General features: G+C 70.1%; 13 protein-coding genes. 5 read left to right on the top strand and 8 right to left on the bottom strand.

Annotated elements, in window-relative coordinates:
• Positions 1-4: 4 nt before the first annotated feature.
• Both BLT62_RS01905 and BLT62_RS01900 read right to left on the bottom strand, forming a co-directional pair.
• Positions 5-1,324, bottom strand: coding sequence for an ABC transporter substrate-binding protein (locus tag BLT62_RS01905; protein WP_172829606.1), 1,320 nt, complete (start codon positions 1,322-1,324; stop codon positions 5-7).
• A 131-nt stretch (positions 1,325-1,455) separates the two neighbouring features.
• On the bottom strand, positions 1,456-2,460 hold the full coding sequence (locus BLT62_RS01900) for a LacI family DNA-binding transcriptional regulator (protein WP_083362536.1): 1,005 nt from the start codon (positions 2,458-2,460) through the stop codon (positions 1,456-1,458).
• Positions 2,461-2,771: 311 nt separating this feature from the next.
• Here BLT62_RS01900 and BLT62_RS01895 point away from each other — a divergent pair, with 311 nt between their 5' ends.
• The 4 genes from BLT62_RS01895 (at position 2,772) to BLT62_RS01880 (ending at position 6,886) form a co-directional block, all read left to right on the top strand.
• Complete coding sequence (locus tag BLT62_RS01895) at positions 2,772-3,767, top strand: serine hydrolase domain-containing protein (RefSeq protein WP_083362535.1); 996 nt, start codon at positions 2,772-2,774, stop codon at positions 3,765-3,767.
• Between the two features lie 228 nt (positions 3,768-3,995).
• Entirely contained in the window at positions 3,996-5,054 is a 1,059-nt protein-coding gene (locus BLT62_RS01890) for an NYN domain-containing protein (protein WP_083362534.1), read from the top strand.
• A gap of 586 nt (positions 5,055-5,640) precedes the next feature.
• Positions 5,641-6,387 (top strand): SDR family NAD(P)-dependent oxidoreductase, encoded by a 747-nt coding sequence (locus tag BLT62_RS01885; protein ID WP_083362533.1) that lies wholly within the window; start codon positions 5,641-5,643, stop codon positions 6,385-6,387.
• The gene (locus tag BLT62_RS01880) at positions 6,380-6,886 is read left to right on the top strand and encodes a MarR family winged helix-turn-helix transcriptional regulator (RefSeq protein WP_083362532.1); all 507 of its coding nucleotides are present in this window, start codon (positions 6,380-6,382) and stop codon (positions 6,884-6,886) included. The genes BLT62_RS01885 and BLT62_RS01880 overlap by 8 nt, the downstream gene beginning before the upstream one ends.
• Before the next feature lie 93 nt (positions 6,887-6,979).
• Here BLT62_RS01880 and BLT62_RS01875 read toward each other — a convergent pair whose 3' ends face one another.
• From BLT62_RS01875 to dnaK, 5 genes are all read right to left on the bottom strand, one after another.
• Positions 6,980-8,140 carry a class I SAM-dependent methyltransferase gene (locus tag BLT62_RS01875; protein WP_083362531.1) on the bottom strand — a complete coding sequence of 387 codons (1,161 nt, stop codon included), beginning with the start codon at positions 8,138-8,140 and terminating at the stop codon, positions 6,980-6,982.
• Positions 8,141-8,406: 266 nt separating this feature from the next.
• Entirely contained in the window at positions 8,407-8,853 is a 447-nt protein-coding gene (locus BLT62_RS01870) for a heat shock protein transcriptional repressor HspR (protein WP_269457793.1), read from the bottom strand.
• A gap of 2 nt (positions 8,854-8,855) precedes the next feature.
• The gene (locus tag BLT62_RS01865) at positions 8,856-9,860 is read right to left on the bottom strand and encodes a DnaJ C-terminal domain-containing protein (protein ID WP_083362530.1); all 1,005 of its coding nucleotides are present in this window, start codon (positions 9,858-9,860) and stop codon (positions 8,856-8,858) included.
• 125 nt (positions 9,861-9,985) lie between these two features.
• On the bottom strand, positions 9,986-10,582 hold the full coding sequence (locus BLT62_RS01860; protein WP_083362529.1) for a nucleotide exchange factor GrpE: 597 nt from the start codon (positions 10,580-10,582) through the stop codon (positions 9,986-9,988).
• Positions 10,583-10,584: 2 nt separating this feature from the next.
• On the bottom strand, positions 10,585-12,438 hold the full coding sequence (gene dnaK / locus BLT62_RS01855; protein ID WP_083362528.1) for a molecular chaperone DnaK: 1,854 nt from the start codon (positions 12,436-12,438) through the stop codon (positions 10,585-10,587).
• 235 nt (positions 12,439-12,673) lie between these two features.
• Here dnaK and BLT62_RS01850 point away from each other — a divergent pair, with 235 nt between their 5' ends.
• On the top strand, positions 12,674-14,293 hold the full coding sequence (locus BLT62_RS01850) for an FAD-dependent oxidoreductase (RefSeq protein ID WP_083362527.1): 1,620 nt from the start codon (positions 12,674-12,676) through the stop codon (positions 14,291-14,293).
• Positions 14,294-14,881: 588 nt separating this feature from the next.
• Here BLT62_RS01850 and BLT62_RS01845 read toward each other — a convergent pair.
• Positions 14,882-16,204 (bottom strand): MFS transporter, encoded by a 1,323-nt coding sequence (locus tag BLT62_RS01845; RefSeq protein ID WP_083362526.1) that lies wholly within the window; start codon positions 16,202-16,204, stop codon positions 14,882-14,884.
• Positions 16,205-16,218 lie beyond the last annotated feature (14 nt).

Below are 16,218 nucleotides of genomic sequence, written 5' to 3'. Positions count from 1 at the left end.
GGCGTTACTCGTTGACGGAGATGCCCTTGTCCTTCATGGCCTTCACCATGTCGGTCTGAGTCTTCTCGAAGGCCTCAGTCAGCGGCGTCTTGTTCTGGACGGCCGCCTTGACGTTGTCGGTCAGGGCTGCGTACAGCGTGTCGATCAGCGGCGGGAACTGCCAGCCGCTGGCGATGTTCGCGTCGGAGACCTCGAAGGTGTCCCAGATGTTCTGGCCGCCGAAGAACTCGAAGGTGGTGGGGTCATCGGTGAGGGCCGTGATCTCGGACTTGTCGCTCATCGCCGGCCAGCCGGCTCCGATGCTGGTGAGGGTGCTGGCGCTGTCGGCGGTGCCGTTCAGCCACAGCAGGAACTCGGATGCTTCCTTCGGGTGCTTGGAGCCCTTGAGGACGACGTTCGCCGACCCACCGGCCCAGCTGGCCGAGACGTTCTCGCCGGCGGTCCACTGCGGCATCTCCGCCGCGGCCCACAGGCCGGCGGTGTCCGGGGCGTTGCCCGACACGATGGCGGCGGCCCACGAGCCGCTCATCCAGCTGGCGATGTTGCCGGTCTGGATGTCGGCGTACCACTCGTTGCTCATGTCGGCCTGGACCTTGACCAGGTCCTCATCGAGCAGCTTCTGCCAGAACTCGGCCATGCGCAGGGTGTCGGGGTTGTTGATCGCCACGTTCCAGGCGTCACCGCTCGTGGTGAACCACGGCTCGCCGGCCTGCTGGGCGAGGGCCATCAGCCACGGCGCCTGGTTGGACGCGAAGGCGGCGATGTAGCGGTTGGGGTCCGAGGCGTGGATTGCCTGGGCGGCCGCGTAATACTCGTCCCACGTGGTCGGAGCCGCGAGGCCCACCGACTCGAAGACGTCGGTGCGGTAGAACTGCCCGACCGGGCCGGAAGCCTGCGGGATCGCGTAGACCGAGTCGTTGAAGACACCGGTCTTCCACTGCCAGTCCGTGAAGACGTCTGCCGAGTCCGCCACGTACTCGGTGATGTCGGTGAGGGCATCGTTGAGCAGGAAGGTGGGGATCTCGTCGTAGCCGATCTGAGCGACATCCGCTGGGTTGCCGGCCTTGACGGCCGACAGCATCTTCGCGTAGCCACCGTCGGGGCCGGCGGCGATGGGCTCAACGGTGACGTGGATGTCATCGTGGGCTGCGTTGAACGCATCAACGGCCTTGTCAATGTTCGGCACCCACGTCTGGAACGTCAGTTCGACGGGACCATCGGATGCGACGTCCGACGTCGTCGAGCACGCTGCGAGCGGCGTGATGACGGCGAGGGACAGTGCGGCTGCTGCGACGACACGAGAGCGCTTGCTGCGCTGCGACATGGATGCTCCTTTGCATAAAGGTAAAATGAATCGTTTCATGAATCGATTCACGTAAGGATAAACATTCACCGAGCCAATTGTCAAAGCCGCGAACGCAGTGGCTGGTCAGGGGCGGTAACTGCGCGCTGCGACTAGCGAATGACGCCGACGGTCGACTCGCGTGCGAGCAACGCGGGGGTCAACCCGACGGCCTGGTGCACATGCCCGGCAGGAGCGCCGAGCTCGTCGATGAGCAGCCGCGCGCCCACGTAGCCCATGTGCTCGGCACGCTGGCCGATCGACGAGATGGGGATGAGTGAAGCCCCCGCGAAGTCAATGTCGTCGTAGCCGAGCACGGCGAGATCCCGCGGCACGTCGAGCACCCGGGCAACGCGCTGCATGAGGCCGATCGCGACGAGGTCGTTACCGGCGAAGACGGCGTCAGGGCGCTCTTCGACCGGCATGGCCAGGATCGCATCGCCGACCGACCGACCGATGGCGACAGAGAGCGTCGGCTCGTGCAGCACGCGCAGTTCGACCCCGGGGTGCGCGGCGACCGCCTCCCTGCAGCCCTCCTCCCTGTCCCGCATCTGCTGAATGCTGTCTGGGCCGAGCACGAGCAGGATCCGCCGGCGACCTGTCTCGATGAGGTGCGCGGCGCCGAGCGCACCGCCGAGCGTGTCGTCGATGAAGACTGAACAGTGCTCATCGGAGTGCCGGTCGACGAGCACGACCTTCGTGCCCTGGGCGAGCAACCGGGCCGTGTCTGGTGCACTGCGCGCCGGGGTGACCAGCACGCCGGCGACGCGATGGCGCTCGAACACATCGAGGTTCTTACTCTCGCCGCCCTCGTCGTCCTCGCTGGTGGCGAACAGCAGGGAGTAGCCAGACTCGGCCGCCGCAGCAGACGCGCCCAGGGCAAGTGTCGTGAAGAAGGGGTTCGAGATGTCGGTGAAGACAAAGCCGATGGCATTGCTCTGGCCGGTGCGCAGCGAGCGGGCCGTGCTGTTGGGCACGTAGCCGAGCTCCTGGATGACGCCGCGCACGCGATGCGCGATCTCCGCGTTGACGCTGGGCACGTCATTCAGCACGTTGGAGACGGTCCCGACCGACACCCCGGCATGCTGGGCGACGTCACGCAAGCGCACCAGTGACACCTTCGACTCCCCTCGCGACTGCGCCGAGTACTAGGAGTTAGCAGCAACGGCGCCAGCATCTGTGCAACCATACCGGACGGTCAGCGGCGGACGTCACGCCCACCTCCCACTCGCGCGAGCTGGCGCAGCGGGGACCTGACTCTCCCTTCTCGCCGCGGAGGCGTGACCGCTGGTTGGCGCCGCGCTCGCCCTGCTCACCTCCCGCTTTTTGCGGCGCGGTGTTGCGGCGCCGGCCGCCCCCTGGCCCGGTTATGCGGTAGGAACGAGTACGACAGTGCGGCGCGAACGCGCCCATGCCGATGGAGGATTGAATGAGCAACTACAGCCACGCACTCGACTGGGCGCGCCGCCAGACCGACGAGGGCCGCCTGCCGGCCGCCGTTCTGGGCATCGCGACGGCCGATGGCGTGCAGGAGCTCGCCGCGTTCGGCGCCAGCGGTGAGCGCGCGGCATCCGTCGGCGACCACTTCCCGCTGTTCTCGGTCACGAAGCCGATCGTCGCGCTGACGGCGCTGCGGGCGGTCGAGCGCGGCCAGCTTGCCCTCACCGACCCGCTGAGCGCCGCGCTGCCCGGCTTCGGCGCGGATCGCCCCGACACCGTGGAGCTGCGCCACCTGCTCAGCCACACTTCGGGAATCAGCGAGCCGCCGCTCGACTCCGCCGTTGGTCTGCGCACCGAGCTGCTCGCCGCCGGCTCCGAGTTCCCCGCCGGCGCCGCCGTGCGCTACTCCTCGCTCGCCTACGAGGGCATCGCCGCCATGATCGAGCACGCGACGGGGCTGCCGTGGCAGCAGGCCGTCGCAGAGCTGGTGACGGATGCCGGCGCCGACGGTTTCACGTTCGATGAGGGGTGCCAGCCGCATCCGGTGTTCGACGAATCCGTTGTCGGCCTCGACTACGCGGCGATGCAGCGCCTGCAGCACCCGGGTGCCGGCGGCTACGCCCGCGCCGAGGACCTGCTGGCGATCGGACGCTCGCTACTCACCGGGGACGGCGCCGTCGTGCACCCGACGACCGTGGCCGCGCTGCAGCGGCCGCGCACGAGTGGGCTCCCGCTGATGGAGTCGGCGCCCCACCGCCCGGGCGAGCTCTGGGGCCTTGGCTTCAAGCTCCGGCTGGACGCCCCCGGCCTGCTCGCCACCGACGGCTTCGGCCACAGCGGCTGGGCCGGCTGCGAGTTCTGGATCTACCCGGAGCAGGGCGTCTGCTTCACGCTGCTGACCAATGTGCTGGAGCCCGCGCGTCGCGGCGTGAACATCGACCGGCTGCACAACACCGTCGTGGCGGGAACCCGCGCTTCGCGCTGACCCCAGGCCCGAGCCGGCCCCGGCATCCGCCGACAGGCTGACCGACAGAAACGCAGGAGGAGGGCGGCGCGGGTCGCCGCCACGGCGCCCGCACTGCTCTCCTCCTGTGTTTCTGCGCCGAAGCGGTCGCGTGGGCCACCCCCGCGACGGCAGAATAGAGGTGTGTCACCCGGGCACGCCGCGGTTCCGCCGGCACCCGAGAACGGCGGCACCGTCGAAGGGCATCGCATGAACGCATCCACCGAGACGCGCGTCGGGGTCTACATCGACTTCGACAACATCGTCATCTCCCGCTACAACCAGCTGCACACCCGCGGCCAGTTCCAGAAGGACCACGCCCGCGACGCCGTGGGCGGCAAGGGCGAATCGGCCGCCATCACGCAGCGGATCGACGAGGCCACGGTCAACCTCGGCGCCATCCTCGACTTCGCCTCGTCCTTCGGCACCGTGGGCGTCAGCCGCGCCTACGCCGACTGGTCCGTCGCCATCAACGCCAGCTACCGCCGCCAGCTGATTGACCGCGCCGTCGACCTGGTGCAGCTGTTCCCCGTCGTCGCCTCGATGAAGAACGGGGCCGACATCCGCCTCGCCGTCGACGTGATCGAAGACCTGTTCCGCCTCGCCGACCTCACCCACGTGGTGATCGTCGCGGGCGACTCCGACTACATCGCGCTCGCCCAGCGGGCCAAGCTGCTCGGCCGACACGTCGTCGGCATCGGCGTGGCCGGCGGAACCAGCAAGGCCCTCGCCGCCGCCTGCGACGAGTTCGTCGACTACGACGCGCTGCCCGGAATCGTGCGGGTGAGCGTCGCCCAGGAATCCCGTCCGAGCCGGCGCAAGGCTGGAGCCAACGGTTCCTCCGGAGCCGGGGCCTCGGAATCCGCAGATGCCGCGGACACGGCTGCGACACGGCAGACGGAGGACGGGCCCGCAGCCGACGCCTCCCCGGATGCCGGCGAGCCCTCTGCACCTGCGCGCGCGATGCGCCCGCGTTCCTCCCGGCAGGCGAAAGCCGCCCTCGAGGAGGCCGGCGACCTGCTCGCCCGCGCCCTGGAGCTCGGCGCCGCCAAGTACGACGAGGACTGGCAGGCCAGCGGCAACGTGAAGAACCAGATGCTGCGCATGGACCCGACGTTCCAGGAGCGAGCCCTCGGCTTCTCCTCGTTCACCGACTTCGTGAAGGCGATGGACTCCCGCGTCGAGATCGACGAGAGCCACCCCTCCCGGCGGATCCGGCTGCGCCCGCTCGGCACCCAGCTGATGTTCTCGGCCCTCCCCGACGCCTGAGCGGCGCCGCGCGGCGCAGCCCAACGCGGCCCGCTCTGCGCCAGTTCGTAGCCCTCCGCGCCACACCAGCTGGCGCGGAGGCCGAGGAAGTGGCGCTGGGCGAGGTCGACGGATGCGCGGCCCCGCCCGCACCGCATGCACGGCCCGGCGCAGCCCAACGTGGCCCGACGCAGCGCGGCGCGGCCCGCTCTGCGCCAGTTCGTAGCCCTCCGCGCCACACCAGCTGGCGCGGAGGCCGAGGAAGTGGCGCAGAGCGCGGTCGGCGGATGCGCGGCCCCGCCCGCACGGCGGCGACGCTGCGACGCCCGCCCGACGCCCGCCTGCGCCAGTATGTAGCCCTGCGCGCCACTCCAGCTGGCGCGGAGGGCGAGCAAGTGGCGCTGGGTGAGGTCGACGAATGCCGGCCACCCCGAGCGCCCGCACGGCCGCCCGCACGGCCGAAGCCCGCACGGCCACCCGCACGGCCACGATTCGGCCGTGCTTCGGCCGCACTTCGGCGCGCTTTCGGCGACCTGTCGGCACGGACGGCATCCGCAGATCGGAGGCGTATGCTGTCGCGAAGACAGTAAATAAGGAGTCGGACCCCATGAGTTTCACCGGAAAAGTAGCACTCGTCACCGCCAGCGGCGCCGGAATCGGCGCGGCAGTCGCCAAGCGCCTGGCGCGCGAGGGCGCGAGCGTCGTCGTCTCGGACGTCAATGACGAGAACGGCCTCGCCGTCGTCGCCGAGATCGTGGCAGCCGGCGGCAAGGCCGCCTACAAGGCAGCCAATGTCGCCGACGCCGAGCAGGTCGACGCGCTCGTCGACTTCGCCGTCGCAGAGTTCGGCGGCCTGCACCTGGCCGTGAACAACGCCGGCATCGGCGCCATGCCCAAGCGCCTCGACGAGATCGCCGAGGTCGAGTGGGACCGCACCATGAACGTCACCCTGCGCGGAACCTGGCTGTCGATGAAGGCCGAGACCCGCCACTTCCTCGCAAACGGCGGCGGCAACATCGTCAACATCGCCTCGATCGCCGGCCTGAACGCCACCCCCAACCTCACGCCGTACGGCGCGAGCAAGCACGGCGTCGTCTCGCTGACCCGCAGCGGCGCGCAGGAGTACGCCACCGACAACATCCGCATCAACGCTGTCGCCCCCGGCGCGATCGAGACGGCCGCTCTGGCCTCGCTGCCGGCCGAGGCCAAGGCCGGCTACGCCGCCGAGATCCCGATGAAGCGCCTCGGCCTGCCCGAGGACATCGCCAACGCGGCCGTCTGGCTGCTCTCCGACGAGGCCTCCTTCGTCACCGGCGTCGTGCTGCCGGTCGACGGCGGCACGCAGTATGCCTGATTCCCCCGCCCCGAGCGGCTCGTTCCCGGCGGGCTCGTTGCCCTACGGCTCCGAGCCGCTCGCCGCGCTCCTCAGCGTCTTCACGCGCTGGGGCTCCGGCGGCTTCATCCACGCACTGGCTGAGAACGCGGCGGCAGGCGCCGGCGAGTTGGACGCGACGAGCATCGTCGCCGTGACCACCCTCGCCAGGGAGGGCGCGATGCGGCCCTCGGCCTTGGCCGAGCGACTGCGCGTCGGCGCCTCGAACGTGAGCAAGATCAGCGCCCGGCTGGCCGCGCTCGGCCTGGTGCAGAAGGTGGCCGACCCCGCGGATTCGCGCGCGTCGCTGCTGCAGCTCACCCCGCAGGGCGAGGCCGTGATGGCCTCCCTCGTCGAGGCGGGCGACCGGATGATGGCCGAGATCCTCGCCGACTGGCCTTCCGCCGACCGTGCAGAGCTCGGCCGGCTGCTGGCGCGCTTCGAGCGGGATGCCGCCCGCTACACGCTCGGCACCGACTAGCCCGTCCGGCGACAGCGATAGCGACAACCGCAGCCACAGCGCACAATGGCGCCTTCCCGATCGGGAAGGCGCCATTGTGCGCAGTCGGCGGCCCTAGGCCGCGCGGGTCGAGACCGTGATGGTGAACTTCGCGTTGCGGGCGACCTGCCGGGTGGGCCCGACGATGCCGCGCAGCGCCGGCGCGTAGCCGAGGTGTGAGTTCCACACACACCAGAGCTGGCCGCCCGGGGCGAGCACGCGCGCCGCGTGCTCGAACAGCTTGAGCGCGATACCGGCGTGCACGGAGGCGCCGACGTGGAAGGGCGGGTTGAGCACGATCAGCTCGGTACTGGCATCCGGCTGGTGGCTCAGACCGTCGTCGCGCACCACGGTGACCCGCTCGCTCATCCGGTTGGCGGCGGCGGTGGCGCGTGCGGATGCCACGGCGGCGGCCGACTGGTCGCTGGCCAGCACGCGCAGCTCGGGCCGGTGCAGCGCCAGCGCGGTGGCCAGGATGCCGGTGCCGCAGCCCAGGTCGATCGCGTTCCGGGCGCGAGGGTGCGCCTCGGCGAGGTGCCCGAGCAGGAACCGCGTGCCGATGTCGACCGAGGCGCCGGCGAACGCCGCCCCGTGCGCGGCGACGGTGAGGCCGAGGTCGTCGTGCCGGTTCAGGCGCGGCCAGGCGGCGGTCGCGGGGTTGGCCTCCTGCGGGGCGCTGGCCAGGAGCACGCGCGACTTCTGCTGCGCGAGGCTCACGTCGAGGCGGCCGAAGTGCGCGCCGAGCACGTCGTTCATCGCGGGGGTCATGTGCTTGATCCGCCCGCCGGCGAACACGACCACGTCGGGCGCGGCATGCGCGGCAATGGCCGCGGCGATCTCGTCCAGCGCGTCGAGGGAGCGCGGCAGCTGCAGCAGCACCACGCGGGCGCCGCCCAGCAGCCCGGCGGCGTTCTGCTCGATGCCGAGGGCGATCGACCGGTAGTCGGTGCCGGCGGCGGCCCCGACCGTCTCGGCGTTTGCCGCGAGGGCGAGCTCGCCGGAGTAGGCGTCTTGGTGCACGCGGATGCCGCCGGCATCCGCCCCCGCCGAGCCGAGCAGCTCGAGCGCACCCAGCGTCAGCGCGCCGTAGCGGTCGCCGATCACGACGACCTCGTGGCCGCTGGCGCCCTGCAGTGCGGCTTCAGCCTCGGACAGGATCAGCCTGTCGCTGGCGTCCACTGCGAAAAGATTCTCGGCCTCAACGTCTGGCCACCGCCGCAAAGCCGAAAATTCCATGCCCCAAGGGTAACCTCGCGACGCACGGCGGCGCGAGGTGCGGGAGACACCAACTCGCGCGACGCGCAGCGTCGCGAAAGGCGGCAGCCCAGTCAAAGGCAACCTCTGGACAGTGACCGATGCGTGCCGGGTCTCGCCAGGCTCGACCAGCGGAGGCGGCTCGACCAGCGGGGGCGGCTCGACCAGCGGAACTGGACCAGCCGGCGGAATCCCTCGCTCGCTCCAGGGAGCGTGCGACCGAAACCACCAGGCGGGAGATCGGGCGGCTAGTGCTCGACGCCGCCGAGCGGGCGCCACACCACGACGGAGTTCGGGCGGCGCAGGCGCGTTCCGGCCTTGACCGAAATGACGTCGCCCTCGGCGCCGGCGGCGAAAATGCGCCGGCCGGGGCGGTTGAGCATTTCGTCGGCGAGTGCCCCCTCGAGCTCGCGCACCCGCGTGGACAGCTCGTTCACGCGGTTCTCAAGTTCTAAAATGCGCCGGATGCCTTCCAGGCTGACGCCCTCGGCGCTGAGCATCGCGATCTCGCGCAGCTGCATCACATCGCGCATGGAGTAGCGCCGGGACTTGCCCGGGGTGCGCTGCGGCTCGACCAGGCCGAGCCGGTCGTACTGGCGCAGCGTCTGCGGGTGCATGCCGGCCAGCTCGGCGGCGGCGGAGATCACGAAGATCGGCGCCCGCTCGTCGATGCCGGCCGACATCCCAGCAGTCATGGTTAGCCCCGTGCCTTGGCGAGGAGGTCCTCGCGCGGGTTCTCATCGGGCAGCGCCTCGCGCAGCTTCTCGAGCGCCTCCTGGGCGGCCGAGTTGAGGTGCGAGGGAACAGCCACCTGCACGACGGCGAGCAGGTCGCCGACGCCCTTGGCGGTCTTCACGCCGCGCCCCTTGACGCGCAGCACGCGGCCGCTCGGCGTGCCGGGGGCGACGCGCAGCTTGACCGGGTCGCCGCCGAGGGTCGGCACCTCGATGGTGGCGCCGAGGGCGGCCTCCACGAAGGTGACGGGCACGTTGACGCGCAGGTTCAGGCCCTCCCGCTCGAACACCGGGTGCTTGCGCACGGTGACGGTCAGGATGATGTCGCCGGCCTCGCCGCCGTCCGGCGAGGGCTGGCCCTTGCCGCGGAGCTTGATCTTCTGCCCGTCGGCGACGCCGGCAGGGATCTTGACCTTGATCGGGCGGCCATCGCTGGTCTGCAGGGTGATGGTGTCGCCCTGCGTGGCGGTGAGGAAGTCGATGGTGGCGCTGGCGTTCACGTCGGCACCGCGGCTCGGGCCGCCGTACCCGCGATAGCCGCCGGTGGTCTGACCGAATCGGCCGCCCTGGCCGCCGAACAGGCCGCCGAGGATGTCGTCGTAGCCTCCACCCTGCTGGAAGGTGTACTGCTGCTGGCCGCGGCCGCCGCCCGCGCCGCCGAACATGCCGCCGAAGACGTCTTCGAAGCCGGCATTGCCGCCGGCGTTGCCGGGAGCGGTGAAGCGAGCCCCGCCGCCCATGGCGCGTATCGCGTCGTATTCCTTGCGCTGCTCAGGATCGGAGAGCACCGAGTGCGCCTCGCTGATCTCCTTGAACTTCGCCTCGGCCTGGGCGTCGCCCTGGTTCGAGTCGGGGTGGTATTTGCGGGCGAGCTTGCGATAGGTCTTCTTCAGCTCGGCCTCGCTCACGTCCTTTGAGACGCCGAGAACCTTGTAGAAGTCCTTGTCAAACCAATCCTGACTTGCCATGCGCGCCTCCTTTCGTGATGAGTTGATGTGTTGCATCCGCTGGCGGATGCAGAAAGTCTGTGTTCACAAGCATTGTGAGTGTAGGGGCCGGATGCCGTGGCATCCGACCCCTACGGGAACCGCTCCTAGGCGGGCACCTGCACGACGACCTTCGCAGGTCGCAGCAAGGTGGAGCCGAGGTAGTAGCCCTTCTCGACGACGTCGGCCACGGTCTCGACCTCCACGCCCGGGGTGGGCTGCTGGAAGATCGCCTCGTGGATCGTCACGTCGAACACCTCGCCGACGGTTCCGACGGTGCTGAGGCCCAGCTTCTCGACACTCGCGCGCAACTTGGCGGCGATCGTCGCGAAGGCTGACTCGCCCTCGAGGTCTCCGTGCTTCTCGGCACGGTCCAGGTCGTCCAGCACCGGCAGCAGCGCGGAGACGGCCGAGCCGACGGCGCGCTCGCGCTCCACCTCACGGTTCGACTCGGTGCGCTTGCGGTAGTTGGCGTACTCGGCGGTGACCCGCTTGAGATCGGCCAGGTGCTCGGCGGTCGGGTCGGCCTCTTCTGCCGCGACGGCATTCAGAATGTCTTCCACAGTGAGCTCCTCCTCTCCCAGCGATTCGGCGCCTGGTCCTTCATTGTCGTGCGTCTCGACGTCGGGGCCCTCGGCCTGGATGGGCTCGCCATCCAGGCCGTTGGGCTCGTCCGGTTCGATCGGCTGGTTGATGTCAGCCATGGTTACTTCTTGTCGTCTTCGTCTTCGACGACCTCGGCGTCGACGACGTCCTCGTCAGAGGAGGCGTCGGCGGGCTGCTCGGCCGAGTCGGCCGCTGCGGCATCCGCCTGCGACGTGGCGTAGATCGCCTCGCCGAGCTTGCCCTGGCTCTCGTTGAGCTTGTCGAAGGCGCTCTTGACCGCGGAGTCGTCGTCGCCGGCGAGGGCGCTCTTGAGGGCATCGACGTCACCCTGCACCTCGGACTTGACGTCCTCGGGCAGCTTGTCCTCGTTGTCCTTGATGAGCTTCTCGATCGAGTAGACGAGCTGCTCAGCGCTGTTGCGCACCTCGGCGGACTCGCGACGAGCCTTGTCCTCGGCTGCGTGCTCCTCGGCCTCGCGCACCATGCGCTCGATGTCTTCCTTGGCCAGCGAGGATCCGCCGGTGATCGTCATCGACTGCTCCTTGCCGGTGCCCTTGTCCTTGGCGGACACGTGCACGATGCCGTTGGCGTCGATGTCGAAGGTGACCTCGACCTGCGGGATGCCGCGGGGGGCCGGGGCGATGCCGGTCAGCTCGAAGGTGCCGAGCGCCTTGTTGTCGCGGGTGAACTCGCGCTCGCCCTGGAAGACCTGGATCGCGACGGACGGCTGGTTGTCGTCTGCCGTGGTGAAGGTCTCGCTGCGCTTGGTCGGGATGGCCGTGTTGCGCTCGATGAGCTTGGTCATGATGCCACCCTTGGTCTCGATACCGAGGCTCAGCGGGGTGACGTCGATCAGCAGCACGTCCTTGCGCTCTCCGCGCAGAACGCCGGCCTGCAGGGCGGCGCCGACGGCGACGACCTCGTCAGGGTTGACGCCCTTGTTGGGCTCCTGGCCGGTCTCCTTCTTGACGAGCTCGCTCACGGCGGGCATACGGGTCGAGCCACCGACGAGCACGACGTGTGCGATGTCGGAGAGCTTGACGCCGGCCTCGCGGATGACGTCCTCGAAGGGCTTCTTGGTGCGGTCGAGCAGGTCGCTGGTCATGTTCTCGAACTCGGCGCGGGTCAGCGTCTCGTCGAGGTTGGCCGGGCCGTTCTCGGTGAGCGAGAGGTAGGGCAGCTGGATGCTGGCCTTGGTGCTCGAGGAGAGCTCCTTCTTGGCCTGCTCAGCGGCCTCCTTGAGGCGCTGCTTGGCGATCTTGTCGTTGGAGACGTCGACGCCGGTGGAGTCCTTGAAGCGCTTGATCAGCCAGTCAACGATGCGCTGGTCCCAGTCGTCGCCGCCGAGGCGGTTGTCGCCGGAGGTGGCGCGCACCTGGATGGTGCTGAAGTCGTCGTCCTTGCCCACCTCGAGGAGGGAGACGTCGAAGGTTCCACCACCGAGGTCGAAGACCAGGATGAGCTCGTCTTCCTTGCCCTTGTCCAGGCCGTAGGCCAGAGCGGCAGCGGTCGGCTCGTTGATGATGCGGAGCACGTTGAGGCCCGCGATCTCACCGGCCTCCTTGGTGGCCTGGCGCTCGGCGTCGTTGAAGTACGCGGGGACGGTGATGACGGCATCCGTCACCGTGTCGCCCAAGTACTGCTCAGCGTCGCGCTTCAGCTTGCCGAGGATGCGGGCCGAGATCTCCTGCGGCGTGTACTTCTTGCCGTCGATGTCGGTGCTCCAGTCGGTGCCCATGTGGCGCTTGACGGATGCAAGGGTGCGGTCGACGTTCGTGACGGCCTGGCGCTTCGCGGTCTCACCGACGAGAACCTCGCCGTCCTTGGTGAATGCGACCACCGAGGGGGTGGTGCGGAAACCCTCGGCGTTGGCGATGACGGTGGGCTCGCCACCCTCGAGAACGGCAACGACCGAGTTGGTGGTTCCGAGGTCAATTCCTACTGCACGTGACATATGTGTCTCTCCTTCTGCCGGCCGCTGTCCGCCGGCCGTCGGCTTGTGGTCGGGGCCCGCAGGCCGGCGACCGAAGTCCTTATGTCAAGACTTGAGCCTTGATGACTCAAGTATTTCACGCAGCAAATTCTCCGTCAACTCAAAGACGGCAAAGTTGAGTCACTCACGCTCAACTCTCAGTTTTCGGGTCCGCCGAACGGTTGACGCGGCAGGCCGGCGTGGCTAGATTCACCGCATGATCACCGGCGAGGAGCTCCGCGGCATCCCGATCTTCTCCCCGCTGCCCCCGGAGGCGATCGACTATCTGGCTCGCGTGGTGGAGGACATCCGCCTGCTCCCCGGCGAGTACTTCGTGCACGAGGGAGAGGCGCGCGCCCTGTTCGTCGTGATCGAGGGCACGATCGAGATCACCAAGGTGGTCAGCGGCGAGGAGCGCCCGATCGGCACGCGCACCCCTGGTCGGTTCTTCGGCGAGGTGCCGATGACGCTGAGCACGAACTTCCCGGCGAGCGGGCGGGCGGCCGGCCCGGCCCGCATCATCAAGCTGGACGTCACGGCGTACTACACGCTGGCCGCGATGGCGCCGTCCGTGCCCGCCAAGGTGGCCTGGCTCGCGCGGCGCTACCTGGACGCCATCCAGGCGCTGGCCGCGGAGCCGCCGGATGTCGTCGCCCGCGTGATCGCGCCGGCCTCCGACGCCCGGGCCCGGGCGCTGTCCACCTTCCTCACCCGCAACCACGTCGCGTTCGACCGCGTCACGGTCGAGGCGGATGCCGGCGGGCAGCCCTCCCCCGTGCTCGAGCTGCGCGACGGCAGCAGGCTCACCGACCCGCCGCGGCGCGAGGCCGCCGGCGCCGTCGGCCTCGACGTCGAGCCGAGCGCCGCCGACTACGACGTCGTGATCCTGGGCGGCGGCCCGGCTGGGCTGACGGCCGCCGTGAACGCCGCGGCGGAGGGCCTGCGCACCGTCGTGATCGAGCGCCTCGCCCCCGGCGGGCAGGCCGGCACCTCGACCCGGATCGAGAACTACACGGGCTTCCCGTTCGGCATCTCCGGCGACGACCTGGCCGGCCGCGCCCTCACCCAGGCCACCCGGCTGGGCGCCGAGCTCGTCGTCACCCGCACCGCCACGGCGGTCGACCCCACGACCCGTCAGGTCACCCTGGACGGCGGCGAGAGCGTGCGCGCGGCGGCGCTGCTGATCGCCACCGGCGTCGAGTGGCGCACGCTGCCGGTGCCGGGCGTGGAACGCTACCTCGGCAACGGCGTCTACTACGGGGCGGCGCGCAGCGACGCCGCCGTCGCGCAGGGCCAAGACGTGGGCATCATCGGCGCGGGAAACTCCGCCGGGCAGGCGGCGCTGTTCTTCGCCAGGCACGCCCGCTCCGTGACGATGCTCGTGCGCGGGCCGGCGCTGGAGGCGAGCATGTCGCGGTACCTGATCGACCAGATCCGGGGCGTGCCCGGCATCCGGGTCGAGACCGGCAGCCAGGCGGTCGGCCTGCACGGCGACGGCGCGCTGGCGGCCGTGGACGTGCTCGACTCGGCGAGCGCCACAACGAGCACGCGCCCGCTGTCGGTGCTGTTCGTGATGATCGGGGCGGATGCCGCCACCGACTGGCTGCCGCCCGAGATCGCCCGCGACGCGCACGGCTTCATCCTCACCGGGGCGGATGCCGGGCAGGCGCCGGAGTGGCCCCTGGAGCGCCGGCCGTTCGCGCTGGAGACCAGCGCGCCCGGCGTCTTCGCGATCGGCGACGTGCGCTCGGGCTCCGTCAAGCGCGTCGCGGCCGGGGTCGGCGAGGGCGGCATGGCGATCGCGTTCACGCACCAGTTCCTCGCGCTGGACCGGTGACGGTCGAGGCCGACAGCGCCGCTCCCCGGTGGCTCGAGGCGCGCCAGCGACCGAAGCCAACAGCGCCGGTCCCGTTGGTCGAGTGGGCCAGCCAAGGCCGTATCGAGACCCGGTTTCCGGCACGGAACCGCGCCACGTGCGAGGTCTCGATACGCTCGTTCCTCGCTACTCGACCAGCGGGATTGGGCGGCTCCAGGCTTCGGGGCCGCGCTGCCCCTTGTCGCGGCGCGGCTCGCTCCAGCAGGATTGGGCGGCTCCCTCTCCCCGTTGGCTCGAGGGAGCGCCAGCGACCGAAGCCAACACGGCCGCTCCCCGTTGGTCGAGTAGGCCCGCCAGGGCCGTATCGAGACCCGGTTTCCGACAAGAAACCGAGCCCCGTGCGAGGTCTCGATACGCTGGTTCCTCGCTACTCGACCAGCGGAATTGGGCGGCTCCCGGCTTCGGGGCTGCGCTGCCCCGTGGTCGCGGCGCGGCCCGCTCCAGCGGGATTGGGCGACTCCCGCTCTACGTTGGCTCGAGGGAGCGCCAGCGACCGAAGCCAACGGCGCCGTACAACCGATTGGCGGGGGCTGCGGCATCCGCGACCCGCTACGCCACCCCGCGGATGCGGAAGACGAGCACGCCGCCGAGGATCGCCAGCACGCCGGCCAGCACGTAGAGCGCGCTGTACCCGGCGAACGCCGTCACCATGAACGCGGCGATGATCGGCGCGAGCATGTTGGGCAGGTTGACGGCCAGGCCGATGATGCCGATGTCCTTGCCGTTGCTGGCGCTGGACGGCAGCACCTCGGTGACCAGCGCGAAGTCGACCGCGGTGAAGACGCCGGTGCCGAGGCCGAGCACCATCGCGGCGACGACCACGATCGGGAACTCCGGTGAGAACGCCATCGTCAGCACGCCGACCGCGGTGAACACGGCGGATGCCGACACGAAGACGCGGCGCTTGCCCAGCCTGTCGGAGAGCACCCCGGCCACGACCACCGTCGCGAACACCGAGAACGCGTACACGGCGGTGAGCAGCAGCACGCCGTCGCTGACCCGCAGGCCGCCGTCTCCTGCGGCGTCGTCGCGGGTGAGGCCGACCGAGTCCTGCAGGTAGTAGTAGAGGTAGAACAGGGCGAGCGCGCTGCTCAGGCTGACGAAGAAGCGGGTGATCCAGGCCCAGCCGAAGTCGGGGTGGGTGCGCACGTTGACCCAGTAGCAGGCCAGGAAGTCCTTGAGGCGGAACGCCTGGCGCGCCAGGTCGACGCTCGGGGCCTCCCAGCGGGTGAACAGGAACGGCAGCATGGCCAGCACGCAGACCGCCGCGCAGAGCACGTAGCCCATGGTGATGCCGAACGCCCCGGACCAGGCGGCCGTCGCGACGGTTCCGACGGCGGTGCCGAGCACGATGGCGAAGGTGTAGGTGAACCCCATCCAGCCCGAGACGACCCCGCGCTGCGGCACCGGCACCTGGTCGGGCACGGCGGCCGAGATGGGCGTGATGACGGCGTTCATGAAAACCTGCGTGAGCACCCAGGCGAGCGCCAGCATGCCGAGCGAGGGGGCGAAGCCGGTGGCGACGAGACCGGCGGCGGCGCCGAGCGTGCCGAGCGCCATCCACGGGGTGCGACGGCCCCAGCGCGAGCGGGTGCGGTCGGAGAGCGCGCCCCAGAGCGGCACGGCGATCAGCGAGAACAGGGCCGTCGCGAAGGCGATGACCGCGAGGTTGCTCTCCTTGTTGGCGCTGAAGAGGCCGCCGGAGTCCAGCGCGGTGAGGCGCTCGATCTGCGGGGCGAGCAGCACCTGACCGGGGCCGGCCCAGACGATGTTGATGCCGAGGAACGCCAGCGAGAGCTTGGTGATCCAGCCGCGGCTGACGCGCCTGGTCGGGGCGTCCTCGAGGAGTTCGGGCGTCGACAGGGCAGACATCACGGTCCTTTCGC

The sequence above is a fragment of the Microterricola viridarii genome, from assembly GCF_900104895.1.
Classification (GTDB): Bacteria; Actinomycetota; Actinomycetes; order Actinomycetales; family Microbacteriaceae; genus Microterricola; species Microterricola viridarii.
The sequence above is the reverse complement of the archived record's forward strand: the minus strand, read 5'-3'. Positions and strand labels throughout refer to the sequence as shown.